Genomic DNA, 26461 nt, shown 5'->3' with positions numbered 1-26461 from the left:
ATCGCGCGGCGCACGCATCGCGCCGTTCATTGTCGATGGAATCCATGCGCACTCTCGAAAAGCGCCTGTTGAACCCGCAAACCCGCCTTCCTGCCTCGTCGCGCGGCCCCGTGCGCATCGTCCGGATGGCGGTGGAGAAGATCGCCGTCGCCGCCCGCCATCTGCATTTCCTTGTCGGCCAGGACCGGCAGGGACACTGGCTCGCGGTCGAGCGCCACGGCCTGGCCGGCGGGATATTCGCCACCCGTGAAGCCGCCCTGCGCTATGCGAGGGACGAAACCGGTCGCCGTCCCGGGACCGTCCGGCTCACGCGCCGGACCATCGCCTTCCGACTCTGAGTCGGACGCCCCGCCGGGCGCGTCCCGCCGCCCGGCGGGCAGCTGCCGCCGACGCAGGAGGAAACCCATGTTCAGCGGAATTCTCACGACGCTTCTGACGCCCTTCGACGGCGCCGAGATCGATGAACGCGCCTTCGCCGCGCTCATCGACTGGCAGCTTGCCGAGGGGGTCAACGGGCTGGCGACCGGCACCGTCGCCGGCGAGGGCCCCACTCTGTCCCCGGCCGAGCGCTATCGCCTCTGCCGCATCGCCGTGGAGGGGTCTGCCCGGCGCGTACCCGTGCTGGCGGCGACCGGCACCAACTGCACAGCCGCGACCGTCGAGCTGACGCGCGCGGCGCGCGCCGCCGGCGCCTCGGCCGCCATCCTTGTCGCGCCCTATTACAACAAGCCCTCGCAGGAGGGCATCTTCCGCCATGTCGAGGCGGTGGCGCGCTCCGTCGACCTGCCGCTGATCGTCGAGAACGCGCCTTCGCGCACGAACATCATCATCGCGCCCTCGACCATCGAGCGGCTAGCCGGGCTCGCGGCCGTGGTCGGCTTCCTCGACGGGACGCCCGACGCGGGGCAGGCGAGCGACAATGCGGAAGCCTGCGGCGGACGGCTGGCGCGGCTTGCGCCGCGCGAGGACGCCATGCTGCCGGGGCCGGGCGTATACGGCTGCCTGTCGCTCGCCGCCAATCTCGCGCCCGCCCTGTGCCGCGCGGCCTGGGAGGATGGCATCCGCCTCGGCATCGGAGGTGAAGGCTCGCCCGCCACACGCCTGCGTCGGCTCTATCGCGCGCTCGACGCCGAGCCCGAGCCGGCGGCGGTGAAATACGCGCTCTCGCTCATTTGCCCGGAACTCGATCCGCGTCCGCGCCTGCCGCTGGTTCCGCCCTGCGAGGCGGGCCGCGCGCGGCTCCGCGTGGCGGTGGCCGGCCTCTGCGATGCGATCGCGCCCGCCGCGCCGGCTTTCGCCTGACGAAAGCCCGATCCCATGAAAGCTCTGGTCTGGATACGTCTCATGCGCCGCCCGAGTTCGCCCTACACGTTAGGGCGCGCCGTGATCGCGCGCCTCGCGCTCACCCTCTCGCTGGTCTTTGCCCTCGCCATGCTGCTCTCCTGGCTCGGGCGCAGCTAGGGCGTTCGCACGGCCTGCAATTTCGCGGCGCATGCTCTAGAAGGGGAGGCCGGCAAACGGGGCCTTCCGCATGATCGACATCGCGACGCGCGTCTACAACCACACCTGGAAGATCGACCCCATCGTGCGGTCCGTGCTGGACACGGATTTCTACAAGCTCCTGATGGCGCAGACGATCTACCGCCGGCATTTCCAGACACGCGTGACCTTCGGCATCATCAACCGCACGAAAAGCGTGCGGATCGCCGATTTCGTAGACGAGGGCGAACTGCGCGAGCAGCTCGACCATGTGCGCTCGCTCAGCCTGACGCGCGGGGAGAGCACCTGGCTGCGCGGCAACATGTTCTACGGCAAGCGGCAGATGTTCTCGCCCGACTTCATCGCCTGGTTCGAGGGTTTCCGCTTCCCCGCCTATCACCTCGAAAAGCGCGATGGCCAGTATGAGCTGACCTTCGAGGGGCCGTGGATCGAGACCACCATGTGGGAGATTCCCGCGCTTGCCATCATCAACGAGCTGCGCTCGCGCGCCGTGCTGCGGTCCATGGGGCGTTTCGAACTGCAGGTGCTGTACGCCCGCGCCATGACGCGGGTGTGGGAGAAGGTGGAGCGCATCAAGGCGCTGGGCGGCGCCAGCGTCGCCGATTTCGGCACGCGGCGCCGGCATGGCTTCCTCTGGCAGGACTGGTGCGTGCAGGCGGTGATGGAAGGGCTCGGCGAGCGATTCCTCGGCACGTCGAACTGCCTCATCGCGCTGCGCCGCGAGGTGGAGGCCACCGGCACAAACGCGCATGAGCTGCCCATGGTCTATGCCGCGCTGGCCGATAGCGACGCCGCGCTCGCCCGCGCGCCCTACGACGTGCTGGCCGACTGGCAGAAGGACTATGAAGGCAACCTCCTCGTCATCCTGCCGGACACCTTCGGCACCGCGAACTTCCTCGCCCACGCGCCGGACTGGGTGGCGAACTGGACCGGCATGCGCATCGACAGCAAGGAGCCCGTCGAGGGCGGCGAGGAGGCCATCGCCTGGTGGCGCGCGCGGGGGCAGGACCCGACGCAGAAGCTCGCCATCTTCTCGGACGCGCTCGACGTCGACGACATCGAACGCATCTATCGCCATTTCCAGGGCCGGGTGCGAATGGGCTTCGGCTGGGGTACGCTGCTGACCAACGACTTCCGAGGCTTCGCGCCGGACGGCCGGTTCGACCCGATCTCCATCGTCTGCAAGGTCATTTCGGCCGACGGGCGCCCCACCGTGAAGCTCTCCGACAACCCCACCAAGGCGATGGGTCCGGCGGAGGAGATCGCTCGCTACCGGCGCATCTTCGATTCGGTGGATCAACCGGCACGCACGGTGCTGGTGTAGGGCGTGGCCGTAACGGGCAACCCTTTGAAGGTATTCCAATAAACATACTGCACGAAGGAGCCTTCCGGCCCAGAGTTGCCGCATTCCTTGTTCATAAGGAAATTTCCGGCATGTGACATTCTTGCATCAAGTACCAATTTGCCGGTAATGTGCGGCTCGTCGCATCCGAGACGGGTTACGAACGCGGCGGCCTCCTTCCGGGGAGACAGCCTGAACGGACTGGAAGCAACGCATGCGAAGTGGTCAGCACCGCGCCACCGACCCGACGATGAAGGAGCCCGGCGCGCGCCGGTGCCCGTCCCGATCCGAGTGCCGAGCCGATGCCGACGCCTCCCCGGTGGTTTTCCTGCCGGTCCCTGCTTCCCGTCGTGTAGCGTAGAGTTCCCAGCGCCATGCCCACGTCATCGCAAGAGCCGCGCGGTCCCGGGCTCTCCTCGTCGCTGGTCACAGATTTTCGGGCCATCCTCAGTTCCCTTGAGCAGGAGAAGTCGGGCCAGCCGGGCGCGGTCGAGCGGCCGCTTGCGGCCGTCATGACGCAGCCCGCTGCGAACCCGCCGCGCGCCTCCGACGATGCCACCGCGGCACCCGGCGCGACGCCGCCCGGCATGACGCCCGGTGGCGCGGCGCCTGCCGGGACGCCGCGACCCTATGGCGAGGTGCGCGAGCGCATCGCTGCGCTCGGCGAGGTGAGCGACCTGCTGGCCCGCCGTCCGGTTTCCCCCACCTCCGCCCGACAGACGGGCACCGAGGGTTCCGTGAAAGGCTCTGCCGGCGGTTCCGCCAAGGACGCTGCGCGCAGCGAGCCGCGCCGGCGCGGCTTCGGCACCTCGGCCCGCGAGGCGGAGGTGCGCCGCAAGCGCGGCTCCTCCAAGGACGTCATCACCTGGCAGCGGCTCGGCGCGCTCGCGGTGTTCATCGCGGTCGTCGGCGGCGGCGCGGTGATGCTGCAGTCGCTCGCCGCCCGCGAGGAGGCCAAGGTCGCCGACGAGGTGATCGGCAACGCCGCGGTCGCAAGCGTGGCGCCCTCCGCGCCGATGCCCGTCGCAGCGGCGGCCCCGGCCGCTCCCGCCCGCCCCACGCCCGTGCAGACCGCCCAGCTCCAGCAGGCCGCGCCGACCCATAGCGCGGCCCCGGTCACCGGCTCGCTGGCCGACACGCTGCCGCCGGTGTTGCGTGATACCGCCTCGCCCTTCGATGCCAGCACGCCCGTCGCGGTGACGGCCTTCGCCGCGCCGGCCACCGCTGCGCGCTCGGACGCCGCTGCCGCCGATACGGCGCCCGCTGCGGCACCGCCGGAATCGCCGCCTCAGGCCGCCGCGCCCAAGCCGGTGGCGATGCCGAAGGAAGCGCCGCTGCCGCCCGCCCGCCCGGCGGTCGTGGCCAGCGCGGAAGCCACCCCCGCCCGCGCCGCCGACGCCGAGCCGGTGTCGGACGATGCGGAATCGCAGGCCGGCTTCGGCGGCGATCCGGTCGGCACCGCCACCATCCGCTCCTCGGTGACGATGCGCGGCGCGCCGCGCAAGGGCGCCGCCCCCATCGGCAACCTCTCGGCCGGCCAGAAGGTGGAGCTCGTGGCCTGCCACGGCTGGTGCGAGGTCATCTCCGAGGGCAAGCGCGGCTTCATCTACAAGAGCTTCGTCAACGCCGGCACCTCCGCGCGTGCCGATACGGAAGCCGAGCCGGACGCCGCCACCCAGTGAGCGGGGGCGGTAACACGTTGAAGCAATTAGTGAAGCCTTTGCGCCGGCTTTGCGAATCCCGCCGTCTCGCCACGCCTGCGGGTGCATGTTAGACCGCCGGTCGGCTTTATTACGTGAGGAATGATCGAATGGTTCAGGGCCCGAGCGGGGCAGTCAAGCCCGTTCGCGTCGGCGTCGTCGGCGTCGGCATCATGGGTTACAACCATGCCCGCGTGCTGGGCGGCCTGCCCGATGCCGAGCTGGTCGGCATTGCCGATCCCGATCAGGCGCAGCGGGAGAAGGTCGCCGCCATGCTCGGCTGCGCGGGTTTCGCCAGCCTCGACGATCTGGTCGCCGCCGGCGCCGAGGCGTTGGTGATCGCTGCCCCGACCCATCTCCACCACGACGTCACGCTGGCCGCCATCGCCGCCGGCCGCCACGTGCTGGTGGAGAAGCCCATCGCCCCGACCGTCGCCGAGGGCGAGGCCATCGTCGCCGCCGCCCGCGCGAAGGGCGTGGCGCTGATGGTCGGCCATGTCGAGCGCTTCAATCCGGCGGTGGAGGCGGTGAAGAACGCCATTCGCGACCAAGAGATCCTCTCCATCGGCATTACCCGCGTCGGCCCGTTCCCGCCCCGCATGTCGAATGTCGGCGTGGTGATCGACCTCGCCGTGCACGACATCGACCTGATCTGCCATTTCACCGGCTCGCACATCACCGAGGTGCAGCCGCAGGTGAAGGCCGCCGTCGCCGAGCGCGAGGACATCGCGCTGCTGCAGTTCCGTACCGCCAATGGCGTGCTGGCCCACATCAACACCAACTGGCTGACGCCCTTCAAGGCGCGCACGGTGCATGTCGCCACGCGCCAGAAATACGTCATCGGCGACCTGCTGACCCGGCAGGTCACGGAGTATTTCGACTACAAGCCGGACGGCAGCTACTCGATGCGGCATCTGCCGGTCGCCTATGCCGAGCCGCTGCGCCTCGAACTCACGCGCTTCCTCGAAGCGGTGCGCGGCGAGCGCGCGCCCGCCGTGACGGGCGAGGACGGCGTCGCCGCCATCGCCACCGCCATGCGTTGCCTGGCGACCCCCGAATCGTCCGCCGACCCGGTGCCGCTGCGCGCCGCCGGCTGAGAGGAACCCGATGAACTCGCATGTGAAGACCGAACTGGCGCCGATCCCCTTTATCGACGTCGCCTCCCAGCGGGCCCGGCTCGGCACGCGCATCGACGAGGCGGTGGCGCGGGTGCTCGACCATTGCCGCTTCGTCAACGGCCCGGAAGTGACCGAGCTGGAGCAGAAGCTGGCCGCCTTCGCCGGCGCGAAGCATGCCATCGCCTGTTCCAGCGGCACGGATGCGCTGGCGCTGCTGCTCATGGCCTGGGGCGTGAAGCCGGGCGACGCGGTGTTCTGCCCGGCCTTCACCTTCTGCGCCACCGCCGAGGTGGTACCGTGGGTCGGCGCCACGCCGGTCTTCGTCGACGTGCTCGACGACACGTTCAACATGGACCCGGCGAGCCTCGAAGCCGCGATCAAGGTCGCGGTGGCCAAGGGGCTCAACCCGAAGGTCGTCATCCCGGTCGACCTGTTCGGCCAGCCCGCCGACATGGACGCCATCGAGCCCATCGCCCGTGCACACGGGCTGAAGATCCTGTGCGACACCGCGCAGGGCTTCGGCGCGACGTGGAACGGCAGGCGCACGGGCTCCTTCGGCGATGCCTCGGCAACCAGCTTCTTCCCCGCCAAGCCGCTCGGCTGCTTCGGCGACGGCGGCGCGGTGTTCACCGATGACGACGAGCTCGTGACGGTGCTGAAGAGCCTGCGCGAGCATGGCCAGGGCGTCGATAAATACGAGAACGTGCGCATCGGCATGACCGGGCGCCTCGACACCATCCAGGCCGCGATTCTCCTGGAAAAGCTGACCATCTTCGAGGACGAGATCGCCGCCCGCCAGCGCGTCGCCGACCGCTACAACGCGGCGCTGGCCGACGTCGCCGTGGTGCCGGCGGTCGATCCGCGCGCGACCTCGGTCTGGGCGCAGTACACGATCCGCCTGCCGCACGGCGTGCGCGACGGGCTCGCGGCGGCGCTGCAGAAGGAAGGCGTGCCGACGGCGGTCTATTACCGCATCCCGATGCACCGTCAGCCGGCCTATGCGCAGTACCCTGCCGCCGGCAACGGCCTGCCGGTCTGCGAGCGACTCGCCGGCGAGGTGATCAGCCTGCCGATGCACGCCTATCTCGACGAGGCGGCGCAGGACCGCGTGATCGCGGCTGTAAGGCGGGCGCTGGCCGGCTGAGGGCGCGCTTCAAGGGCAGTCGTCATCCCGGACCGCTGCATGCCGATCCGGGATCGCATGCCATTCGCGGATGACGATCCCGGCGCTTCGCTGCGCTCGGCCGGGATGACGGGTGGGATAAAGCCACGTCATGCCCGGGCATGACGTGCGGCGCGCATTTTTGTACAATGGTCGGGTCTCGCAGGAGCCCACCCGATGGCACCGCCCGCACTCAAGCGCATGACGCCGGAAGAGTTCTATCGCTGGCCGGGCGAGGAAGGCGTGCGCTACGAGCTTGTGGACGGCGTTCCCGTCAAGGCGATGACGGGCGCGAGCCAACAGCATGACGGGATCGTCGTCAATGCGTTGACAAGCCTCAGGACGAAGCTGCGCGGTTCGCCCTGTCGTCCGTCGACCGACGATATCGCCATCCCGGTAATGAGCGGCAACATCCGCCGTCCCGACGTTTCGGTAGACTGCGGCGATCGAAGCCGGACCGCCTACGAAGCCACGTCGCCCCGCCTCGCGATCGAGGTTCTTTCGCCCTCGACACGCCAGACCGACCTCGTGCGCAAGCTGGAGGAATACAAGGCGCTGCCCTCGCTCGCCTATATCCTCCTCGTCGAGCCCGACCTGCCGCGCGTGCTGCTGTGGTGGCGCGCGCCCGGCGATTTGTGGGAGCTGGCGCAGTTTGACGGGCTCGACGGCGTGATTGGCCTGCCAGAGATCGGCGTCGAGCTCGGCATGGCGGAGCTTTACGAGGACGTCGCTTTTTCCGATCCGCTGGCGGGAGAGGCCGGGCTCGGATAGCTTCCGCCCCGCTCGTTGCCGCCGGATTTGTCATGATTCGCTCCATCTTCACCGTCGGCGGCTGGACGCTGCTCTCGCGCCTGACCGGCTTTGCGCGCGACATCGTCATGGCGGCCGTGCTCGGCGCCGGCCCCCTGGCGGACGCGTTCTACATCGCCTTCCGCCTGCCCAATCATTTCCGCTCCATCTTCGCCGAGGGGGCGTTCAACACCGCCTTCATCCCCGCCTATGCCCGCGTGAAGACGGTCGAGGGCGACGCGAAGGCGCGCGGCTTCGCCGACGGCATCCTCACCGCCGTGGTGCTGGTGCAGCTCGCCATTCTTGCCTTCGCGCTGCTGGCGACCGACTGGGTGGTGGCGACGCTGGCGCCCGGTCTGTCGGACGATCCCGAGCGCTTCGGCCTAACCGTCGACTTCACCCGCATCACCTTCCCCTATCTCGGCCTGATCGCCGTGGTGACGCTGGTCGGCGGGGTGCTGAATGCCAATGATCGCTTCTGGGCGGCGGCGGCGGCCTCCATCCTGCTCAACGTCGCGATGGTCGGTACGCTGAGCGCCGCGGGCCTGTTCCCGACCGCCGGCCATGCGGCGGCGTGGGGCGTGCTGATCTCCGGCTTCCTTCAACTCGGGCTGCTGGTGGTCGACGCCGAGCGGCACGGGCTCGGCCTGCGCTTCGGCCGGCCACGGCTCGATCCGGAGATGCGCGCCTTCCTGGTGGCGCTCGGCCCGGCGATCATCGGCTCGGCCGGCGTCCAGCTTGCCATCTTCGCGGACACCATCATCGCCTCGTTCCTTCCGCAGGGCGCCGTCGCCGCGCTGTTCTATGCCGACCGCATCAACCAGCTGCCCATCGGGGTCGTCGGCATCGCCGCCGGCATCGTGCTGCTGCCGGAAATGTCGCGGCGCATCTCCGCCGGGGATATCGAGGGCGCGCGCCATGCGCAGTCCCGCGCCATCGAGCTGACGCTGCTGCTGGTGCTGCCCTTCCTCGCCGCCGCGCTGACCATCCCCGAGATCATCATGCGCGGGCTGTTCCTGCGCGGCGCCTTCACCGGCGAGGCCGCTTCCGCCGCCGGGGCGACGCTCGCCGCCTACGGCATCGGGCTGGCGCCCTTCGTGGTGATGCGGGCCTTCATGTCGCCCTTCTACGCGCGCGGCGACACCCGCACGCCGGTACTGGCGACGCTGGGCGCGGCGGTGGTGAACATCGCCATCAAGATCGCGCTGATGGGCAGCCTTGCACAGGTCGGGCTCGCCTTCGCCACCTCCATCGGCGCCTGGATCACCGTGATCGTGCTCGCCATCCTCGCCCGCCGGCGCGGCTATGAATGCGGCGACGCGCAGCTGCTGCGCGCGCTGCCGAAGCTCGGGGTCATCGGCCTTGCGCTCGCGGCCACCCTTCTGGCGGCAGCCACCTTCGGGGGACCCTATGCGGAGCGGCTGACGCATGGAGCGGACGAAGCCCTGCTCGCCTTGTGCGTTGCAGCGGGCGGGGCCGTCTATGTCGGCCTTGTGATGGCCCTCATCGGTCCGCGTTACCTAAGGGGGCTGCTGCGCGGACGGCCCTGACGGCGCCACATTCGGAAACCTTTTAGAGCTTACGCAGTGCAGCGGAACTGTGCTAGTGCCGCAGGGCGCGATGCTCTGCCATTGCGCATGCGTTCCCGAGGCGGGCCGGGTCGTATCGCATACTTCGGGCGGCGGACCCGAAGACGCTTGATGCCTATCTCGGAGACGGATGAATGACCAACGCGGTGCCGCGTCTTTCCCTCGTTGCCCTCGCCCTTGCCGCCGCGACGCTGGCCGGCTGCTCCGAGCAGAACCAGTCGCAGCAGGGCGCGCCCCCGCCACCGACCGTCACCGTTGCCAAGCCGACGACGCGCTCCATCACCGACTACGACGAGTATGTCGGTCGCTTCGCCGCCGTCGACCTCGTGAACGTCTATGCCCGCGTCTCGGGCTATCTCGACAAGGTGGCGTTCAAGGACGGCGAACTCGTCAAGCAGGGCGAATTGCTGTTCTCCATCGACAAGCGCCCCTTCCAGGTCGCGCTCGATCAGGCGAACGCCAACCTCTCGCGCTCGCAGGCCGAGCTGGACTTCGCCCAGTCGGACCTCCAGCGCGCCCAGACGCTGATCGACGACAAGACCTCGAACGCCATCTCCAAGCAGGCCTATGACCAGCGCCTGCAGAGCGAGCGCACGGCGCGCGCCAGCGTGGCGGCGGCGCAGGCGGCGGTGCACGCCGCCCAGCTCGACCTCGAATTCACCGATCTGCGATCCCCGGTGACCGGTCGCATCGGCGACCGCAAGGTCTCCGTCGGCAATCTCGTCACCGGCGGCTCGGGCGGCACCAACACGAACACGCTGCTTGCCACCATCGTCTCGCTGGACCCGATCTATTTCGAGTTCACCTATGACGAGGCCTCCTATCTGCGCTACCAGCGCATGTCGAAGGATCTCGGCGCCGCCGGCCAGTCGATCCCGGTGCGTCTCCAGCTCATCGACGAGAAGGGCTTTGCCCACAAGGGCACGCTCGACTTCGTGGACAATACGATCAGCCAGGACACCGGCACGATCCGCGGCCGCGCCTCCTTCGCCAATCCGGACGGCGTGTTCACCCCCGGCATGTTCGGCCGCGTCGAGGTGCCGTCCTCGGCGCCGCACGACGTGCTTCTCGTGCCCGACGTCGCCATCGGCACCGAGCAGACGCGCAAGTTCGTCTACGTCATGCAGCCCGGTGACCAGCCGCAGGCCCCGCAGATCAAATACGTCACGCTCGGGCGGGTCTATGACGGCCAGCGCGTGATCAACGAGGGCATCGGCAAGGACGACCTCGTGGTGGTGAACGGGCTCATGCGCATCCGGCCGGGCGCGCAGGTTGTCGGCAAGGCCGAGCCGCCCGCGACCGCTCCGGCTGCGGGCGCTTCGGCGCCGGCGGCGGCTCCCGCCAAGACGCCGGCGAACTGAGCCCGGGAGCCGGCCTCATGAAACTCTCGCACTTCTTCATCGACCGCCCGATCTTCGCCTCGGTGGTGTCCATCGTGGTGATGATCCTGGGCGCGGTCGCCTTCGTCTCGCTGCCCGTCGCGCAGTACCCCGACATCGCGCCGCCGGTGGTGAACGTCACCGGCCAGTATCCCGGCGCCAGCGCCGAGACGGTCGCCGACACCGTGGTCGCGCCCATCGAGCAGCAGATCAACGGCGTCGAGGGGATGCTCTACATCTCCTCCAACTCGACGGCGGACGGGCGCTTCTCCATCGCCGTCACCTTCGACATCGGCACCGATCTCGACATCGCGCAGGTGCAGGTGCAGAACCGCGTCTCCACCGCGACGCCGCGCCTGCCGCAGGATGTGCAGCAGATCGGCGTCACGGTGAACAAGGCCTCGCCCGACATATTGATGGTGGTGAGCCTGTTCTCGCCCGACGATTCGCGCGACAGCCTGTTCATCTCCAACTACGCCAACCTGCAGATCAAGGATCAGCTCCAGCGCGTGCCGGGCGTCGGCTCGATCACCGTGTTCGGCTCGCGCGACTACGCCATGCAGGTCTGGCTCGATCCGACCAAGCTTCAGGCGCTGAACCTGACCGCCGGCGACGTGACCGCCGCGCTGCAGGCGCAGAACCTGCAGGTCGCCTCGGGCGTGCTGAACGCGCCGCCGGTGCCGAACCAGCTCGCCTTCCAGGTGGCGGTGCGCACGCTGGGGCGCCTGTCGACGCCGGAGGAGTTTGGCAACATCGTCGTGCGCGAGACCGGCAACGCCGTGGTGCGGTTGCGCGATGTCGCGCGCATCGACATTGAGGGGCAGGACAACTCGTCGATCTCCTATTTCGACTCCAGGCCCTCGGTGGCGCTGGGCATCTTCCAGCTGCCCGGCTCGAACGCGCTCGCCACCGGCGAAGCGATCGAGAAGGAGATGGCGATCATCGCCAAGAACTTCCCGCCGGGCCTCACCTATTCGACGGCGTACAACCCGACGCAGTTCATCGCCGAATCCGTTCGGGCGGTGGAGGACACGATCCTCGAAGCCATCGTGCTGGTGGTGATCGTGGTGGTGCTGTTCCTGCAGACCTGGCGGGCGGCGATCATCCCGATCCTCGCCATCCCGGTCTCGCTGATCGGCACCTTCTTCATCATGAGCCTGTTCGGCTTCTCGCTGAACAACCTGTCGCTGTTCGGGCTCGTGCTCGCCATCGGCATCGTGGTCGACGACGCCATCGTCGTGGTGGAGAGCGTGGAGCACAACATCTCCACCGGCCTGTCGCCGCGCGAGGCGGCCTACAAGACCATGGACGAGGTGGGCGGCGCGCTGGTCGCCATCTCGCTGGTGCTGGCCTCGGTGTTCATCCCCTCGGCCTTCATCACCGGCATCTCCGGCGAGTTCTATCGCCAGTTCGCGCTCACCATCGCGGGCTCGACGCTGATCTCGCTGCTGGTGTCGCTCACCCTGTCGCCCGCCATGTGCGCGCTGCTTCTGAAGCCGCACAAGGGGGCGGACCACAAGCCGGCCTGGTACGCGCGTCCCTTCACCGGCTTTTTCTATTATTTCAACAAGGGCTTCGACGGCGTCTCGCGCGGCTATGGCTGGCTCACCAGCAAGCTGGTGCGCATCGCCGTCGTGGTGCTCTTGGTCTATGTCGCCATCCTCGCCGGCGGCTTCAAGCTGTTCCAGTCGACGCCGCAGGGCTTCATCCCGGCGCAGGACCGCGGTTATCTCATCGTCGCCGCACAGCTCCCCGGCGGCGCGGCGCTCTCGCGCACCAATGCGGTGATGACGCAGGCGGCGCAGGAAGTGCTGAAGACGCCGGGCGTGGCGCATGTGGTGAACATCGTCGGCTTCTCCGGCGCCACCTTCACCAACGCGCCGAATGCTGGCGCCATGTTCGTCATCCTCGGGCCGGCGGCCGAGCGCGCGCAGCACGCCGACCAGTCGGCCGCCGCCATTCAGGGCATCCTGTTCGGCAAGCTGGCCTCGGTCGAGGAAGCGCAGATGATCGTCGTCATGCCGCCGCCCGTCTCGGGCATCGGCAATGCCGGCGGCTACCGCATGATGATCGAGGATCGCGGCGGGCGCGGCTATGGCGCCTTGCAGGGCGCGGTCTATGCGATGATGGGCAAGGCGAACCAGACGCCGGGCCTCAAGCAGGTCTACTCGCTGTTCGAGACCTCGACGCCGCAGCTCTTCCTCGACATAGACCGCACCAAGGCGCAGCTTCTCGGCGTCAACATCGCGGACGTGTTCTCGACGCTGCAGATCTATATCGGCTCGTCCTACGTCAACGATTTCAACCTGTTCGGCCGCACCTACCGCGTGCAGGCGCAGGCCGACGCGCCCTACCGCCTGACGCAGGAGGACCTGCTGCGCCTCAGGGTGAAGAACGCCGACGGCCAGCTCGTGCCGCTCGGCTCCTTCACCACGGTGCACGACATTTCCGGTCCCTACCGCGTACCGCGCTACAACCTCTATCCCGCCGCCGAGCTCGACGGCGACACCATGCCCGGCACCTCGCAGGGGCAGGCGATCCAGAAGATGCAGCAGCTCGCCGCCGAGACGCTGCCGGACGGCTTCGCCTATGAGTGGACGGCGCTCGCCTACCAGCAGGTGAGGGCGGGCAACACCGCCATCTTCGCCTTCGGGCTGGGCGTGGTGTTCGTCTTCCTCGTGCTGGCGGCGCAGTATGAGAGCCTGACCCTGCCGCTGGCGGTCATCCTCATCGTGCCGATGTGCCTCATCGCGGCGGTGACGGGCATCCTCCTGCGCGGGCAGGACAACAACATCCTCAGTCAGGTGGGCTTCATCGTGCTCATCGGCCTCGCGGCCAAGAACGCGATCCTGATCGTGGAGTTCGCCAAGCAGCTGGAGGATCGCGGCGAGAACCGCTTCGCCGCCGCGACCCAGGCCGCGCAGCTTCGCCTGCGGCCGATCATCATGACCTCGCTCGCCTTCATCTTCGGCGTGGTGCCGCTGGTGATCGCGCGCGGCGCCGGCGCCGAGCTGCGTCAGGCGCTGGGCACGGCCGTGTTCTCCGGCATGATCGGCGTGACGGTGTTCGGCCTGCTGTTCACCCCGACCTTCTATGTGGTCTGCCGCTGGCTCGCCGGCTTCGGCGAACGCCGGCGCGCCCGCAAGCAGGGCTCGCCCCCCGCACCGACACCGGCGCCCACACCGCACTGAGTTTGCCGCCCGGCGACGGCGGCAGCGTCGGCCAGACAAGACAAACCCCGCCGCTCCTCCGAGCGGCGGGGTTTGTTTTTGCGACAGGCGAGGGTGAACCGGACGAGGAAGGGGTGTAACGCGACGTGTCGTCTGCGCCCGACACTGCGCCGGTGCCCATCCCTGCGCCTTCACCTCACACCGCGTCATGGCCGGGATCGAGCCGCCCGCCCGCGCCGCTCTGAGCGAGCCAGGCGGGCGAGAGGGGCCTGGCCTGCAGGCTCTTCCGCCCGCCGGCCAGCATGACCAGACGATCGGACCCCGTCGCTTCCCGTGCGGCGGGGTCTTCTCTTTCATTGCCCTTGGGCGAGGCCCGGCCATCCACATCTCCGGCCGACGGCGAAGGCCTGGATCCCCGGGTCGAGCCCGGGGATGACGGTGTGACGGGTGGGGCACGCAGGCGCGAGCCCCGCAGGCGAAGTTCCCTGTACCGAACGGACGGCGCGGACCGCGCCGCGCGATCCAAGGTGCCCCTGACCCCCTCCAAACGAAAAAGGCCCCCGCGCGGGGCGGGGGCCTTTGTCTCTGGAGCGCCGGGCTACTGGCGGAAGCCCTGGCTAAGCTGCCGCCTTGAACCCTGTCCGTCCGCCGCTCAGTCGAAGCGGCCGGCGGCGTGGGCGAGCAGGGTGTAGACCTTGCCGGTGTCGGAGGTCAGGTAGGTCTTGGTCAGAGCCTGTCCGCGCTCGTCGCGCGAGACCTGCTCCAGCAGGCGCTCGAACTCGCCGATATAGCGGTCGACCGTGTCGCGGAATTCGAGGTCGCGCCGGTACTTGCGGCGGATCTCCTCGAAGGTCTGCTGGCCCTGCATGGTGTAGAGGCGGCGGGTGAAGACGTTGCGCTCACCCATCTTGTAGCGCTCCCACAGGTCGACCGCTGCCTCGTGGTCGATCATCCGGGCGATGTCGACCGAGAGCGAGTCGAGCGACTCGATGGCGTGGTGCACCGGGCGCTCGGGCTGGCTCTGCCGGCTGTCATAGCTCGCCGCATTGCCGCGCGAGCCGCCGGAAGAGGCGTTGCCGCGCGGGGCGTTGCCGACGGACGGCCCATCGCCGTCCGAGGCGCGGGCGAGCAGCTCGGAGAGCCAGCCGCCCTTGTCGCCGGCGCCGAGATTACCGCCACCCAGATTGCCGCCGCCGAGGCTTCCGCCGCCCAGATTGCCGCTGTTGCCGTTGCGCTCGGGAACGAGGTTCGAGCGGCGCGGGGGAACGGTGCTGCCGCCGCCGAGGCTCGAGGGACGCGGCGGCTCGAAATAGGAGCTCTGCGGCGCGCGGCTTGGCTCGCTGCGCGGGGCCGGGGGCTGGCTGCGCTGCACCGGAGGCGGCGCAACCGGGGCGATCGGCGCCGCCGGCAGGGCCGGGGCGGAGGCCACCGGCGCCGGGGTGCGGGGGCGCGAGCCCGTATCGACGTCGAGCGTGCGGCCGTGGCGCGAGACGATCTCGTTGAGCTCGGCCAGGGCCTTGATCTGCTCGGCGACGGTGCGGCGCATGGCCGAGGCGTTGGCCTCGGTCTCCTCGGGCAACTCCATGATGCCGCGCTTGAGTTCCTCGCGGGTCGTCTCCAGCAGGCGCTGGATGTCGAGCACGGAGGCGCGCAGCGCCTGGGCGGCGCCGGAGAAGCCCTGATTGGCCTGATGCATCAGCGTGTCGACCTCGCGCACCGCCTGCTCATAGGTCTGGTGCAGGGAGGCGAGGGTGCGCTGGCGCTCCGCCTCGGTGGTGGAGCGCAGCTCTTCCTGCTGGCGCACGACCTGCTCGGTGGAGGACGTCGCGGTGCTGATGATGGCGCGCGAGATTTCCGCCACGCGCTGTTCGGCGCGGCCGAAGGTGCCTTCCAGCGTGCTGGTGTACTGCGACAGCCGGTTGTCGAGCTCGACGGTGCGCGCATTGACCTGCTCGGCCAGTTCGATGAGCGCCTCGTGCCGGCCGCCCAGCGTGCCGTCGAGGTTCTCATGCGCGGCGCCGAGCGCGGTCGCGACATTGGTGATGATGCCGGCCTGCTCGCCGAAGCTGGTGCTGAGCCGGGCGACATCCTTCAGCACGTCGGTCGAGACCGAGCGCAGGTCGCGGATCTGCTCGTCGAGCCGGGTCGAGGCGAGGCGGCTGGCCTCGTCGACGTTGGTGACGGTCGAGCGGAAGGCGCCAAGGCGGTCGGTGATGGTCTTCTCGATCTCGGCGAGGTTGGTGACGGAGGAGGCGAGCACGTCCTGAAGCTGGACGTTGACGTCGCCGAGCCGCTCCAGCAGGCCGGAAACGTCGCCCTGCAGCGCCTCGTTGGTGGCGGCGATCTCGGAGACCGCCGCGCGCCCGCTCTCGGCGATGGCCGAGATGAGGCCCGTGCCGCGCCCTTCCAGCGAGTTCGAGAACTCGTCGGCGAGGCGGCCGAACTCCGTCGAGGCGAGTTCGGTGGCGCGCCGGGCGCTGTCGACGAACTGGGCGCCGCGACCGTCGAACTCGTCCGCGAGGCGGCCGAATTCGGTCGAGGCGATCTCCGTCGCCCGCCGGGCACTGTCGACAAACTGGGCGCCGCGGCCGTCGAACTCGGTGAGCAGGGAGTTGCCCGCCTGCGCGATCTCCTGCGTGACCTGGCCGCCGATCTGCTGCAGCGAGGAGGAGACCTCGCTGGTGATCTGCTGCAGCGAGTTATTGACGTCGCCGCTGACCGACTGGATCGAGGTGGTCAGCTCGCCGCCGATGTTCTGCAGCGAGGAGGTGACTTCGCCGCTGATCTGCTGGAGCGAGGCGACCACCTCGCCGCTGAGCTGCATGAGCTGGTCGGCGCGGCTGCTGGTCGTGGTCTCGAAGGCTGAGACGATGGCGTCGGAGCGGACTTCCAGCGTGTTCAGCAACTCGTCGCTGGCGCGCATGATGTCGCTGATGGCGCCGTTGCGGGTGTTGTCGAGCGCCTGCACCAGACCTTCGCGATGGTCGTCGATGGCCGAGAGCAGTTCGGTGCTGGCGCGCGAGATTTCGCTGGTGATGCCGATGCTGCGGTCTTCCAGCGCCGCGAGAAGCCCGTTGCCGCGCTCCTCGACGATGCGGGCGATTTCCTCGGTGCGGCTGTCGAACAGGGACGTCACCTCGCCGGCGCGGTCGACCAGCGTACGGCTGACATTGTCGACCAGCGTGGTGAGGCTGTTCTCGATCTCGGTCGCCTCGTTGCGCAGCTGGCCGGCCACGGCGCCGATGCGCTGGCCGAGCAGGTCGGCCATGGCGGCGCCGCGCACCTCGACGGAGGTGGCCACATTGTCGATGCGGCCGATGATGGTCTCCTCGAAATTGCCGACGCGGTCGTCGAGCGTCGAGGCGATCTCCTGCGCGCGGGCCGCCAGCGTGCGGTCGGCCTGCTCGATGTGCTGGGAGAGCTGCTCGGTGATGGCGCCGGCGCGGTCGTCGAAGAAGCCGTTCAGCATTTCCAGCGAGTGGCTCATCGCCTCGTTCGCCTGGCGGGCACCTTCCGAGAGGGTCTGGGCGAACTCGACGGTACGGCTGCCCAGCGTCTCGTTGAGGCCGTCGACGCCACGGTCGAGAACGCCCTCGATATTGGCGATGCGCATGTCGAGCGAGGCGGCCACCTGTTCCGCCTTGGCCGAGACCTGATCGTCGAAGCCGGACAGGTTGGTGTCGATGGCGCGGGTGACGGCTTCCACCCGGTCGGCGATGCGCTGCACGAGGTCGACGCCCTGCGTCTGCAGCACGTGGTCGAACTCGCCGAGGCCTTCGACGATCTGGCGGCCGAGCGCCGCGCTGTCGCCGGAGATGCGGTCGGCGATCTCGGCGCCGCGCACGCCCACAACGTCCTCGAAGGCACGCAGCTGCTGTTCCAGCTGGTCGCGCACATGCTCGCCCCGCACCGTCAGGTCGGAGGTGAGGATGTCGGCGGCCTCGCGGAACTGGTCGGTGACGCGGGCGCCGTTGACGGCGAGGTTCTGCGCCGCTTCCGCGCCGACATGCGCGAGCTGCTCGGTGAGCACCTGCGTGCGGTAGTCGATGTCCTGCGACACGCGCCCGGCGGCTTCCGCCAGTGTGTCGTGGATGCCGGTGCCGGCCTGCGAGAGCTGGTGGACGACGCGCTGGCCGGTCTCGCCCAGCAGGCGCTCCAGCTCGGCGCCGCGCACGGCGACGGCGTCGTAGATGCGGTTGCCGGTGTCGGCGATACGGTCGGCGAGGTCGTCGCCACGCACGGTGATGGTGTCGGCGACCCGGTTGCCGGTCTCTTCCAGCTTGCGCACGACGTCGCCGCCGCGCACCGAGAGGTCGAGCACGAGGGCATCGCCGGTGCTCTTGAGGGTCTGGTTCACCTCGCTGGCGCGGATGGCGATCTCGTCGGCAAGGCGCGTGCCGGTGTTGACCAGCGCGTCGGTGATGTCATCCGAGCGGGCGGTCAGCGTGGCGGTGAGGTTGTGGGTGGTGGCGGCGAGCTTGTCGCCCATCTCCTCGGTGCGCAGGTTCACCACATGCGACAGCTCCGCGGCGGTGCGCAGCAGCCGGTCGCCGATCTCGTCGGTACGGGTGGCGAGCGTGTCGGTGAGGTTCTCGGTGACGCCCGAGAGCTGGCGGCTGATCTCGTCGGTACGGTTGGCGAGCGTGTCGGTCAGGCGCTCGGCGACCCCCGAAAGGCGATGGCTGATCTCGTCCGTGCGGGTGGCCAGCGTGTCCGTCAGCGTCGAGGTGACGCCCGACAGGCGGCGGCCGAGCTCGTCGGTGCGGGTGGCGAGCGTGTCGGAGAGGTCGGTGGTGACGCCGGAGAGGCGCTGGCTGATCTCGTCGGTGCGGCTCGCCAGCGTCTCGGACAGGTTGGAGGTGACGCCCGAAAGGCGCTGGCTGATGTCGTCGGCCTGCACCGAGAGCGTCGAGATGAGGTGCTCGCTGGCGTCGGACAGGTTGGTGTTGACCTCCGAACCGGTGGCCTGGAGGCGGTCGATCAGGTCGCCGCCCTTGTCGGTCAGCGCCTCGATGATGGTGTCGCCGACGCGGCCGAGGGCGAGCGTGATGTGCTCGCCCCGGTCGGAGAGGGTGGTCGCCACGCGGTCGGCGGCGATCATCACCGTCTCGTTGATCCGCTCGCTGACGCTGCCGACCTCCTGCGCGAAGGCGTAGTGCGAGGTGGCGATGGATTCCCTGATGTGCTCGGTCTGCGCCAGTATGGCGTCGCGCTCGGCCTGCAGCCGCTCGACGAGCTGGTGCATGCGGCGGCTGTTGTCGTCATAGGCCTCGGCGAGCGCCGCGACCTCGCTGCGCACGAAGGCTTCCGTCTCGCTGGCGCGGGCGGCGGCCTGTTCAAGCTCGGCGAGCTGATCGGCGCCGGCGCTGGCGATCCCGCCCGGCGCGGGCGCCGAGACGATGGCCGCCGGCTGGGGAGCCGGAGTGGGGACCGGGGCGGGCGCCGGAGCCGGCTGCGGCTCGGCGAGGCGGATGGCGACCTGCGCCATCGAATGGGCGACGATGCGCATCTCCTGCATGCGGCGCACCATGGCGGCCAGCACGAAGAAGAACACCGCCGGCACGATGAGCGCGGCGACGCCGCTGAGGAAGCCGGGGGCGGCGAGCAGCGCGTCGAGGCCGGGGAAGGGGTTGGCGTACTGCGAATAGAGCAGCGCCCCGCCGGCGCCGATCCAGGCGACCGAGGCGAAGGCGGCGAGGAAATAGGGCGCCGGCGAGGGGCGGCGCTGCAGCGCCGAAAGAAGCTGGCCGATGCTCTGGCGGTCGTCATTGGCCGCCGCGCGGCGGCCCTGCCCGGAGGCCGAACGGGTATCGCGGGCGTCGCGGGCGCTTTCGCCGGCGGATTCCGTCTGCACCGGCTCGCGGGTCTCGCCCCGTGGCATCGCCGCTGCGGCGGTGCCGGCGACAGCGGAGCCGGCCACGGCGCTGCCGGCCATGGCGGCGGCGAGCGGGTCGACGGCCGGCTTTTCGGCGGCGGGTTCGGCGAAGTCGAAATTCGGCTCGTCGGCACGCTCGGTGACGAGGGAGGGCTCGTCGAGTGGGGCGTCCTGCAGCTCGAAGGCGGCGCGGCCGAGGGTCTCGGCGGGATCGGATTCGTGACCGAACAGGTCGAGGTCGCTCAGATACAGGGAGGCGTCGACGCTGCCCTCGTCGTCGTCCTCCTCCACGCCGGAGCGGTTCTCGATGCGCGGCCCGTCCGGCTCGCGGGCCGGCGGCAGCTCGAACTCGTCATGGTCCCCCGCGTCCGGGGCGGCATACCCGTCATCGCTCGTCAGGTCGAGACTCAGGGCCTCCTCGATGGCCGAAAGTGCGGCCTCCGCGGGATCCTGGTGAACCTTCTTCGTATTCGTCGACATGGGCAGATGCCTCCGGTCCGTACGCTACTCCGACCGGCTTGCGCCGTCGGGCCGGGGTTTCGCGAGTTATGGCCTCCCCGTCCGCCCGGAAAACTCCGGCACTTGACGAGAGGAAAGCCAGTCCCCCGCACCGTTATCCTACGCTCTTGACCTATAAAAATGGAACTGGGGTTAATTCGGCGATTTGAGTTATCGTTAACGGGCTGTTCACCATGTCCGGAAACGTTTGATTCATAAACATCGCGGCACCGCACACAAGCACGCCCGGCCGATCGAATCGGCCTGCAAGGAGGCCAGCCGACCCTTCTCGCGGAACTCTGGCATTCCACGCCGCCGGGAGCTATCTAGAGCGGCCTGCCTGTAATCCTTCCAGAACATCGAAGCCGCTTCCCATGCCCAAGATCACCTATATCGACGCCGCCGGCACCGAGCGCACCGTCGACGCTCCGGTCGGCTCCACCGTGATGGAGGCGGCGATCCGCAACGGCGTGCCGGGAATCGACGCCGAGTGCGGCGGCGCCTGCGCCTGTGCCACCTGTCACGTCTATGTGGACGAAGCATGGCGGGCGGCGACCGGCGAGCCGGGGCCGATGGAGGAGGACATGCTGGACTTCGCCTCCGACGTGCAGCCCAATTCGCGCCTGTCCTGCCAGATCAAGGTGACGGACGCGCTGGACGGGCTGGTCGTGCGTACCCCCGAGCATCAGGGCTGACATCGCTCAGCCCGCCGTTTCCTCGCCCCTGCTGACCAGCCCCGACGCGACGTCGGAAAGGGCGGGAGCGGGCAGGGCGGCGAAGGGCATGGGCCGCGTCACCTCGATGGCCGCGAGGCCGAGCCGCGCGGTCAGGAGGCCGTTCACCACGCCTTCGCCGAGCCGCGCCGAGAGCTTGGCCGCGATGCCGTGGCCGACCACCTGCTGCACCAGCGAATCCCCCGCCGCCATGCCGCCGGTGACGGCGAGATGCGCCAGCACCTGGCGGAACAGCCGCACCATGCCGAGCGCACCGGGCCGGCCGCCATAAAGCAGCGCCAGCCGGCGCACGAGGCCGATGGCGGTCAGCAGAACGAAGATCAGGTCCACCGCCGCGCGCGGCGATACGGCGGTGACCACCGAGACGCGCTTGGCGGCGTTCGACACCAGCTTCGTCGCCTCGGCGTCGAGCGGGGCCATGAGCTGGCGCTCGGTGAGGCGCACGAGGTCGGCGCCGTCGATGATGGCGCCCAGATGACCCTTCAGCTCGGCGCGCGCGCGGAACAGGCGCGGTGAGGCCTCCGCGATGCCCAGCAGTTCCTTCGTCAGGCTCTCGGCAAGGCGCCGGTCGTCCTTGGCCAGTGCCTGCGCCGCCTGCTCGCGCAGATGGTTGAGCGTGCGCAGTCGCATCAGCCCGAACACCTCGCGCGCGAGGATGGCGAGGCTCGCAAAGGCGAAGGCGGCGGCAAAGCCGAGGCCGGCATAGCCGAGCCAGTCGGCGCGGGCGAACAGGTCCTCGATCAGCTTCGACACCGCCAGCCCGATGCCGAGGCTGACGAGGCCGCCGAGCCCGGTCCAGAACAGCGCCCCCCAGCGCGAGGCCTTCGGCAGCGGCGCCGGCAGCTCGATCACCTCCTCGGCCGGCTCGGCCGGGGCGGGCGTGACCACCACGGCGCCGCGCTTGGCCGGACCGCCGTCGCCGGCGAGCACGACGTCGGGGTCGTCGAGGCGGAAGGCCTGCGGGCGGCGGGAGGTGCGCTCGCTTTTGGTGCGCTCGTTCATCGTGTCCTATTTCAGCCGGTCGCCGAGGAGGAATTCCAGCGCGCGATCGAGACGTATATGGGGCATCGGCAGGGCAAGGCCTTCGGCGTTGCGCTCGACCGGGGGCGGACGGAAGCGCAGGAAGCGGAAATCGCCGCCAGCCGCGTCGGACAGGCCGGCGAAGCCTAGCGCCGGATCGAACAGGGCCGCGGGGTTTTCCGGGAGGTCGCCGGGAAAGACGGCGGCCTCGGCCAGCCCGTCGAAATCGTCGGCGCCGTGCTGGCCGGCCTCCGGCACGCCGACGATGGCGGGCAGATGGATGCGCCCGCGCTTCACCATAGCTTCGCGCGTCGCCCGCACGGCGGCGAGCGCCACCACGTCGATCTCGGCGCCCGCATCCGAGGCGCGCGCCAGCGCCCGCTCGACGAGGCGGCGCAGGATCGCCTCCAGCGGATCATGGCTGGTGTGGTGCAGATGGTCGGCCTTGGTGGCGGCGAACAGCACGCGGCCGATGCGGTGCCGGAACAGCGCGGAGAGCCAGGAGTTCCGGCCGGTGCGGAAGGCGGCGAGGATGCCGTCGAGCGCGGCCTCCAGGTCCGCCAGCGCCGCCGGCCCGGCATTGAGCGCGGAGAGCACGTCGATCAGCACGATCTGCCGGTCGAGCCGGGCGAAGTGGTCGCGGAAGAAGGGGCGCACGACGCGCTCCTTATAGGCCTCGTAGCGGCGCTGCATCATGGCGTGCAGCGATCCGGCCGGCGCTTCGGCGCCCTCGGAGAGGTCGAGCGGGGCGAAGGTGAGGGCGGGCGAGCCTTCGAGGTCGCCCGGCATGAGGAAGCGGCCGGGCGGCAGCAGGCTCATCGAGACCGTCTCGGCGCGGCAGGCGGCGAGATAATCGGTGAACAGGGCGGCCAGCCGTCGCGCCTCACCCTCATCCGCCGGGGCGTCCGGGTCGGCGCCCTCCAGCGCGGCATGGAAGGGGCCGGCGAGCGGCCGGCGCGCCGGGGCGCGGGCGAGCGACAGGCTGCGGGCGGAGAACTCCGCGAAGCTCTGGTCGAGCAACGGCAGATCGAGCAGCCATTCGCCGGGATAATCCACGATGTCGAGGGTCAGCGTGCGCCGGCCCCCGCGCGCAGGGGCATAGTCGATGGCGAGGCGCAGCTCGCTGATGCGCCGCGTCGATTCCGGCCAGCGCCGTTCGTCGATCAACGTGGCGAGGTGCCCCTCATAGTCGAAGCGCGGCACGCCGTCGTCGGGCTGCGGCTCCAGCCGGGCCCCGGCGATGCGCCCCTCATGCATGGCGCGGAACACCGGCAGCCGCCCGCCGCGCGTCAGCGCGTGCACCAGCGCGGTGGTGAACACCGTCTTGCCCGCCCGCGAAAGGCCGGTGATGCCGAGGCGCAGGGTCGGGCTGGCCAGGTCCTCGGCACGGTCGATCACCGTACGCGCGGTCAGCAGTGCCTCGTCGATCAGCCAGTCGAAGCGGGAAGCCACGTCTACTCCTTGCCCTTCTCGACGCCGAGCGCGCGCGGGGTGACGAAACGCTCCAGCGTGCCGCAGCCGGGGCGCAGTTCGGCCCAGCTCTCGATCGGCATGTCGATGACGGCGAGCGCGCCGGTTGGGTATTTCGGCAGCACCTTCGCCCGCTGCTCACGGCGCAGCAGCAGGGCGGCCAGCTCTTCCATGCCGGGATTATGGCCGACCAGCAGGAGGGGGGAGAGCGCTTCCTGCTCGCGGATCAGCTTCAGCAGGTTCTCGGCCGGCGCCTCGTAGATCGCGTGCTCATAGGCCGGCTGCACATGGGTCGGCCAATCCTTCGTGGCGATCTCCCAGGTCTCGATGGTGCGCCGCGCCGGCGAGACGATGGCGCGCGCCGGCAGCAGCGCCTCCTCCACCATATAGGCGCCGATGGCCTTGGCGCCGCGCCGGCCCCGCGCGGCGAGCGGGCGGTCGGGATCGGGCACGCCTTCGGGCCAGTCGGATTTGGCATGGCGGAGCAGCAGGAGGCGGAGCATGGTCGCGGGGGTTCCGGTGATGTCGGCCCCGAACATATAGGCAGGCCGGCCCGCCACGCGAGCGCGCCGACGTCGCAACATTTGTGTGACGCCAAATTCCGTTAAGTGACTTTTCCGCAACCACAAGCGACGTATCGTGCTGTAATGAAGGGTGACAGGTTTCAAAGGATGGCGGCGATGCGGGCAATCGGCTGGGCGGGTGTTGTGTTGGTCGCCGGGGCGATGGGGATGTCGGCGACCGCCGCCCTTGCCGCCGATCCCGCCTACCAGACCGATCCGGCCTATGCGAAGGCGGAAGCCCGCGATCGCGAGTGGACGCTGACCGTCGGCGGCTACGTGATGGCGCAGCCCACCTGGACGGGCTCGGACGATTACGAGTTCGGCTTCAAGCCGATCATCAGCATCACCCGCGCCGACCGGCTGAGCCGCTTCACCAGCTTCAACGACAACCCCAGCATCGCTCTGTGGGACACCGGCGTGTTCGAGGCCGGCATCGTCGGCAAGCTCGACATGAGCCGCGATTCGGGCAGCGCCCATGCGCTGTGGGGCCTGAACGACATCGACTACGCCTTCGAGGTCGGCGGCTACGCCCAGTGGTTCCCGGCGGACTGGCTGCGCCTGCGCGGCGAACTGCGCTACGGCTTCGGCGGCTTCGACGGCGTGGTGGCCGACATCGCGCTCGACGCGATCCACTTCAGCCCCGAGCTGTGGGGCGCCACCTTCTCGGCCGGCCCGCGCATGACGCTGGCGAGCTCGGGCTACATCGACACCTATTACGGCATCTCGCCGCTCGAATCGGTTCGCGCCACCGCGCTCGGCAACCCGCTGCTGCCCTATCAGGCCGGCGGCGGCATCTATTCGGTGGGCTTCGGCGGCCAGGTGATGAAGCGCTTTACCGAGAACATCACCGGATCGGTCTTCGCCGAGTACAAGTATCTGATGGACGACGCGGCGGACAGCCCGCTCGTTGTGCAGAACGGCGACCGCAACCAGTTCCAGGCCGGCGTCTCGCTCTCCTACACCTTCTTCCTCGGCTTCGAATAACGGCGCGCCTTTGCGGCGGCGGGCCTTGCCCGCCCTTCGCCCGCAGCGCCGCCTTGCGCTCGAGCGCCTTTGGCGCATGCCTCGAATCGGCGCGCAAGCTGCTGAAAAATCCAGCATTTCGTGTCACGTCGATGACGATGACAGCTGTTGTGCCGGGCAAGGCGTGGCGATATAAGCTGCGGCCCACAGGGGTGCCCCCGGAACACGAGGACGAAGGCCGATGTCGATTGAGATCGACCAGGAGTACCGCCCCCGCGAGGACGAGCCTTTCATGAACGAGCGGCAGCGGGAGTATTTCCGCCACAAGCTGCTCCAGTGGAAGGAGGACATCCTGCGCGAGGCGAAAGAGACGCTGCAGCACCTTCAGGACGAGAATCAGAACCACCCGGACATCGCCGACCGGGCCTCTTCCGAGACCGACCGCGCCATCGAACTTCGGGCGCGCGACCGCCAGCGCAAGCTGATCGCCAAGATCGATTCCGCGCTGGAACGTATCGACGACGGCTCCTACGGCTATTGCGAGGAGACCGGCGAGCCGATCTCGCTCAAGCGCCTCGAAGCCCGCCCGATCGCCACGCTGTCCATCGAGGCGCAGGAGCGCCACGAGCGGCGCGAGCGCGTCTACCGCGACGACTGAACGCGCGACGACTGACGGGGTATCGCCCGGCCGATGGCCGGACGTCCCGCGCTTCCGGCGGATATGAAAACGGCGACCCTCGCGGGTCGCCGTTTTGTTTTGTCGGCCCTGCCGGCAGTGGGCAGTTCAGCGCTGGCGGCTCAGGGGCGCCGGCCGCGTCCCAGAAGATTTGCCATCTCTTCCTCGAACGGATCGGACAGGTCGCCGCCGGTCTCGGCCGGTGCGCGAATGTCGGGCGCCCGCAGCTCCGGGGTGCGCGGCTCGGGGGCGCGCAGTTCCGGCGCGCGGAGCTCGGGCGCACGGCGCTCGGCGGCGCGCGGCTCGGGCGCGTGAGCCGCCGGCTCCTGCGTCTCGGCCACCCGCACATCTCCCGCCCGGAGGTCGACAGCGCGGAATTCGACGGCGCGGAACTCGGCGCCGCGCGGCTCGGCGGCCATCGGCGCGGGCGAGGGCGCGGCAATGATTGGCGCCGGCGCCTCGGGCTCGGCCGGCCTGCGCTCCTCAGTGACGCGCGGCGCCGCGACGGGCGGCGCCATGACCGGCGGGGCCATGACCGGCGGCGCCGGGCGTTCCGTCAGCACCGGCTCGGCGACGCTCCGGCGCACGGGCGCGAATTCCGGCGCGGCGGCGCGGCGCAGCAGCGCGCTTTCCAGCTCGTCGCCCAGGCTGGCGGGTGCCGTCGGTGCAGGAGCGGGCTGCGCGGGAGCGTGCGGCGGGGGCGCGACGGCGCGCGGGGGGCGCGGCGGCGGCGCGGCGCGGTGAGGAAGGCGTTCCGCGCCGCGCCGGCCGCGTGAGGCGACACGCCAGCGCGTAGCGCGCCGACGGGGCCGGCGCTGTCGACAGAGACCCGCACTGCCAGCCCAATGCGTGGGGTTTGCGTCGATCGGCTGGGCATCGCCGTGCGCAAGGTCTCGGTGCGCGCTGTGCTACC

The 26461-nt window shown here is 69.8% G+C and carries 18 protein-coding genes; 13 read left to right on the top strand and 5 right to left on the bottom strand.

What is annotated here, in order from left to right; all coding sequences use genetic code 11:
* Positions 1-44 precede the first annotated feature (44 nt).
* The 10 genes from MWN33_RS14130 (at position 45) to MWN33_RS14085 (ending at position 13770) form a co-directional block, all read left to right on the top strand.
* Positions 45-338 carry a hypothetical protein gene (locus MWN33_RS14130; RefSeq protein WP_425532010.1) on the top strand — a complete coding sequence of 98 codons (294 nt, stop codon included), beginning with the start codon at positions 45-47 and terminating at the stop codon, positions 336-338.
* A gap of 67 nt (positions 339-405) precedes the next feature.
* Positions 406-1302, top strand: coding sequence for a dihydrodipicolinate synthase family protein (locus MWN33_RS14125; RefSeq protein ID WP_247201682.1), 897 nt, complete (start codon positions 406-408; stop codon positions 1300-1302).
* A 229-nt stretch (positions 1303-1531) separates the two neighbouring features.
* On the top strand, positions 1532-2824 hold the full coding sequence (gene pncB / locus MWN33_RS14120; RefSeq protein WP_247201681.1) for a nicotinate phosphoribosyltransferase: 1293 nt from the start codon (positions 1532-1534) through the stop codon (positions 2822-2824).
* Positions 2825-3354: 530 nt separating this feature from the next.
* Positions 3355-4524, top strand: coding sequence for an SH3 domain-containing protein (locus MWN33_RS14115; protein WP_247201680.1), 1170 nt, complete (start codon positions 3355-3357; stop codon positions 4522-4524).
* A 128-nt stretch (positions 4525-4652) separates the two neighbouring features.
* Positions 4653-5639: a Gfo/Idh/MocA family protein gene (locus tag MWN33_RS14110; RefSeq protein WP_247201679.1), complete on the top strand. Its 987-nt coding sequence runs from the start codon at positions 4653-4655 to the stop codon at positions 5637-5639.
* Between the two features lie 10 nt (positions 5640-5649).
* Positions 5650-6804 carry a DegT/DnrJ/EryC1/StrS family aminotransferase gene (locus MWN33_RS14105; RefSeq protein WP_247201678.1) on the top strand — a complete coding sequence of 385 codons (1155 nt, stop codon included), beginning with the start codon at positions 5650-5652 and terminating at the stop codon, positions 6802-6804.
* A gap of 195 nt (positions 6805-6999) precedes the next feature.
* Positions 7000-7593 carry a Uma2 family endonuclease gene (locus MWN33_RS14100; protein WP_247201677.1) on the top strand — a complete coding sequence of 198 codons (594 nt, stop codon included), beginning with the start codon at positions 7000-7002 and terminating at the stop codon, positions 7591-7593.
* Positions 7594-7625: 32 nt separating this feature from the next.
* The gene (gene murJ / locus MWN33_RS14095; protein ID WP_247201676.1) at positions 7626-9161 is read left to right on the top strand and encodes a murein biosynthesis integral membrane protein MurJ; all 1536 of its coding nucleotides are present in this window, start codon (positions 7626-7628) and stop codon (positions 9159-9161) included.
* 173 nt (positions 9162-9334) lie between these two features.
* On the top strand, positions 9335-10561 hold the full coding sequence (locus tag MWN33_RS14090) for an efflux RND transporter periplasmic adaptor subunit (protein WP_247201675.1): 1227 nt from the start codon (positions 9335-9337) through the stop codon (positions 10559-10561).
* Positions 10562-10578: 17 nt separating this feature from the next.
* A complete protein-coding gene (locus tag MWN33_RS14085; RefSeq protein ID WP_247201674.1) occupies positions 10579-13770 on the top strand; it encodes an efflux RND transporter permease subunit in 3192 nt (1063 codons plus the stop codon).
* Positions 13771-14401: 631 nt separating this feature from the next.
* On the opposite strand, the gene MWN33_RS14080 is transcribed toward MWN33_RS14085, so the two are convergent.
* Entirely contained in the window at positions 14402-20104 is a 5703-nt protein-coding gene (locus MWN33_RS14080) for an apolipoprotein A-IV repeat region-like domain-containing protein (RefSeq protein WP_247201673.1), read from the bottom strand.
* A 392-nt stretch (positions 20105-20496) separates the two neighbouring features.
* On the opposite strand from MWN33_RS14080, the gene MWN33_RS14075 reads away from it, so the two are divergent.
* The gene (locus MWN33_RS14075; protein ID WP_247201672.1) at positions 20497-20817 is read left to right on the top strand and encodes a 2Fe-2S iron-sulfur cluster-binding protein; all 321 of its coding nucleotides are present in this window, start codon (positions 20497-20499) and stop codon (positions 20815-20817) included.
* 6 nt (positions 20818-20823) lie between these two features.
* Here MWN33_RS14075 and MWN33_RS14070 read toward each other — a convergent pair whose 3' ends face one another.
* From MWN33_RS14070 to MWN33_RS14060, 3 genes are read right to left on the bottom strand one after another with little or no spacing between them, the layout of a single operon-like run.
* Complete coding sequence (locus MWN33_RS14070; RefSeq protein ID WP_247201671.1) at positions 20824-21858, bottom strand: YcjF family protein; 1035 nt, start codon at positions 21856-21858, stop codon at positions 20824-20826.
* 6 nt (positions 21859-21864) lie between these two features.
* Complete coding sequence (locus MWN33_RS14065) at positions 21865-23328, bottom strand: YcjX family GTP-binding protein (protein ID WP_247201670.1); 1464 nt, start codon at positions 23326-23328, stop codon at positions 21865-21867.
* A 2-nt stretch (positions 23329-23330) separates the two neighbouring features.
* Entirely contained in the window at positions 23331-23849 is a 519-nt protein-coding gene (locus MWN33_RS14060) for a SixA phosphatase family protein (RefSeq protein ID WP_247201669.1), read from the bottom strand.
* Positions 23850-24077: 228 nt separating this feature from the next.
* Here MWN33_RS14060 and MWN33_RS14055 point away from each other — a divergent pair, with 228 nt between their 5' ends.
* Together MWN33_RS14055 and dksA are read left to right on the top strand one after the other, a co-directional pair.
* The gene (locus MWN33_RS14055) at positions 24078-24893 is read left to right on the top strand and encodes a MipA/OmpV family protein (RefSeq protein WP_247201668.1); all 816 of its coding nucleotides are present in this window, start codon (positions 24078-24080) and stop codon (positions 24891-24893) included.
* Positions 24894-25113: 220 nt separating this feature from the next.
* Positions 25114-25530, top strand: a complete 417-nt coding sequence (dksA, locus tag MWN33_RS14050) for an RNA polymerase-binding protein DksA (RefSeq protein WP_247201667.1) — start codon at positions 25114-25116, stop codon at positions 25528-25530.
* Positions 25531-25670: 140 nt separating this feature from the next.
* Here the strand turns inward: dksA and MWN33_RS14045 are convergent, their stop codons facing one another.
* Positions 25671-26135 (bottom strand): hypothetical protein, encoded by a 465-nt coding sequence (locus MWN33_RS14045; protein ID WP_247201666.1) that lies wholly within the window; start codon positions 26133-26135, stop codon positions 25671-25673.
* Between the last annotated feature and the right edge of the window lie 326 nt (positions 26136-26461).

Origin of the sequence: Ancylobacter koreensis, assembly GCF_023016525.1 — a bacterium.
Lineage (GTDB): Bacteria > Pseudomonadota > Alphaproteobacteria > Rhizobiales > Xanthobacteraceae > Ancylobacter > Ancylobacter koreensis.
Note: the sequence above shows the minus strand (reverse complement) of the source record. Positions and strands in the feature narration are given on the sequence as shown.

What these genes read in the sequence shown, in the direction of transcription:
- MWN33_RS14130 (WP_425532010.1), top strand. Translation starts at nt 45, where the DNA reads ATGCGCACTCTCGAAAAGCGCCTGTTGAACCCGCAAACCCGCCTTCCT.
- MWN33_RS14125 (WP_247201682.1), top strand. Translation starts at nt 406, where the DNA reads ATGTTCAGCGGAATTCTCACGACGCTTCTGACGCCCTTCGACGGCGCC.
- pncB (WP_247201681.1), top strand. Translation starts at nt 1,532, where the DNA reads ATGATCGACATCGCGACGCGCGTCTACAACCACACCTGGAAGATCGAC.
- MWN33_RS14115 (WP_247201680.1), top strand. Translation starts at nt 3,355, where the DNA reads ATGACGCAGCCCGCTGCGAACCCGCCGCGCGCCTCCGACGATGCCACC.
- MWN33_RS14110 (WP_247201679.1), top strand. Translation starts at nt 4,653, where the DNA reads ATGGTTCAGGGCCCGAGCGGGGCAGTCAAGCCCGTTCGCGTCGGCGTC.
- MWN33_RS14105 (WP_247201678.1), top strand. Translation starts at nt 5,650, where the DNA reads ATGAACTCGCATGTGAAGACCGAACTGGCGCCGATCCCCTTTATCGAC.
- MWN33_RS14100 (WP_247201677.1), top strand. Translation starts at nt 7,000, where the DNA reads ATGGCACCGCCCGCACTCAAGCGCATGACGCCGGAAGAGTTCTATCGC.
- murJ (WP_247201676.1), top strand. Translation starts at nt 7,626, where the DNA reads ATGATTCGCTCCATCTTCACCGTCGGCGGCTGGACGCTGCTCTCGCGC.
- MWN33_RS14090 (WP_247201675.1), top strand. Translation starts at nt 9,335, where the DNA reads ATGACCAACGCGGTGCCGCGTCTTTCCCTCGTTGCCCTCGCCCTTGCC.
- MWN33_RS14085 (WP_247201674.1), top strand. Translation starts at nt 10,579, where the DNA reads ATGAAACTCTCGCACTTCTTCATCGACCGCCCGATCTTCGCCTCGGTG.
- MWN33_RS14080 (WP_247201673.1), bottom strand. Translation starts at nt 20,104, where the DNA reads ATGTCGACGAATACGAAGAAGGTTCACCAGGATCCCGCGGAGGCCGCA.
- MWN33_RS14075 (WP_247201672.1), top strand. Translation starts at nt 20,497, where the DNA reads ATGCCCAAGATCACCTATATCGACGCCGCCGGCACCGAGCGCACCGTC.
- MWN33_RS14070 (WP_247201671.1), bottom strand. Translation starts at nt 21,858, where the DNA reads ATGAACGAGCGCACCAAAAGCGAGCGCACCTCCCGCCGCCCGCAGGCC.
- MWN33_RS14060 (WP_247201669.1), bottom strand. Translation starts at nt 23,849, where the DNA reads ATGCTCCGCCTCCTGCTGCTCCGCCATGCCAAATCCGACTGGCCCGAA.
- MWN33_RS14055 (WP_247201668.1), top strand. Translation starts at nt 24,078, where the DNA reads ATGTCGGCGACCGCCGCCCTTGCCGCCGATCCCGCCTACCAGACCGAT.
- dksA (WP_247201667.1), top strand. Translation starts at nt 25,114, where the DNA reads ATGTCGATTGAGATCGACCAGGAGTACCGCCCCCGCGAGGACGAGCCT.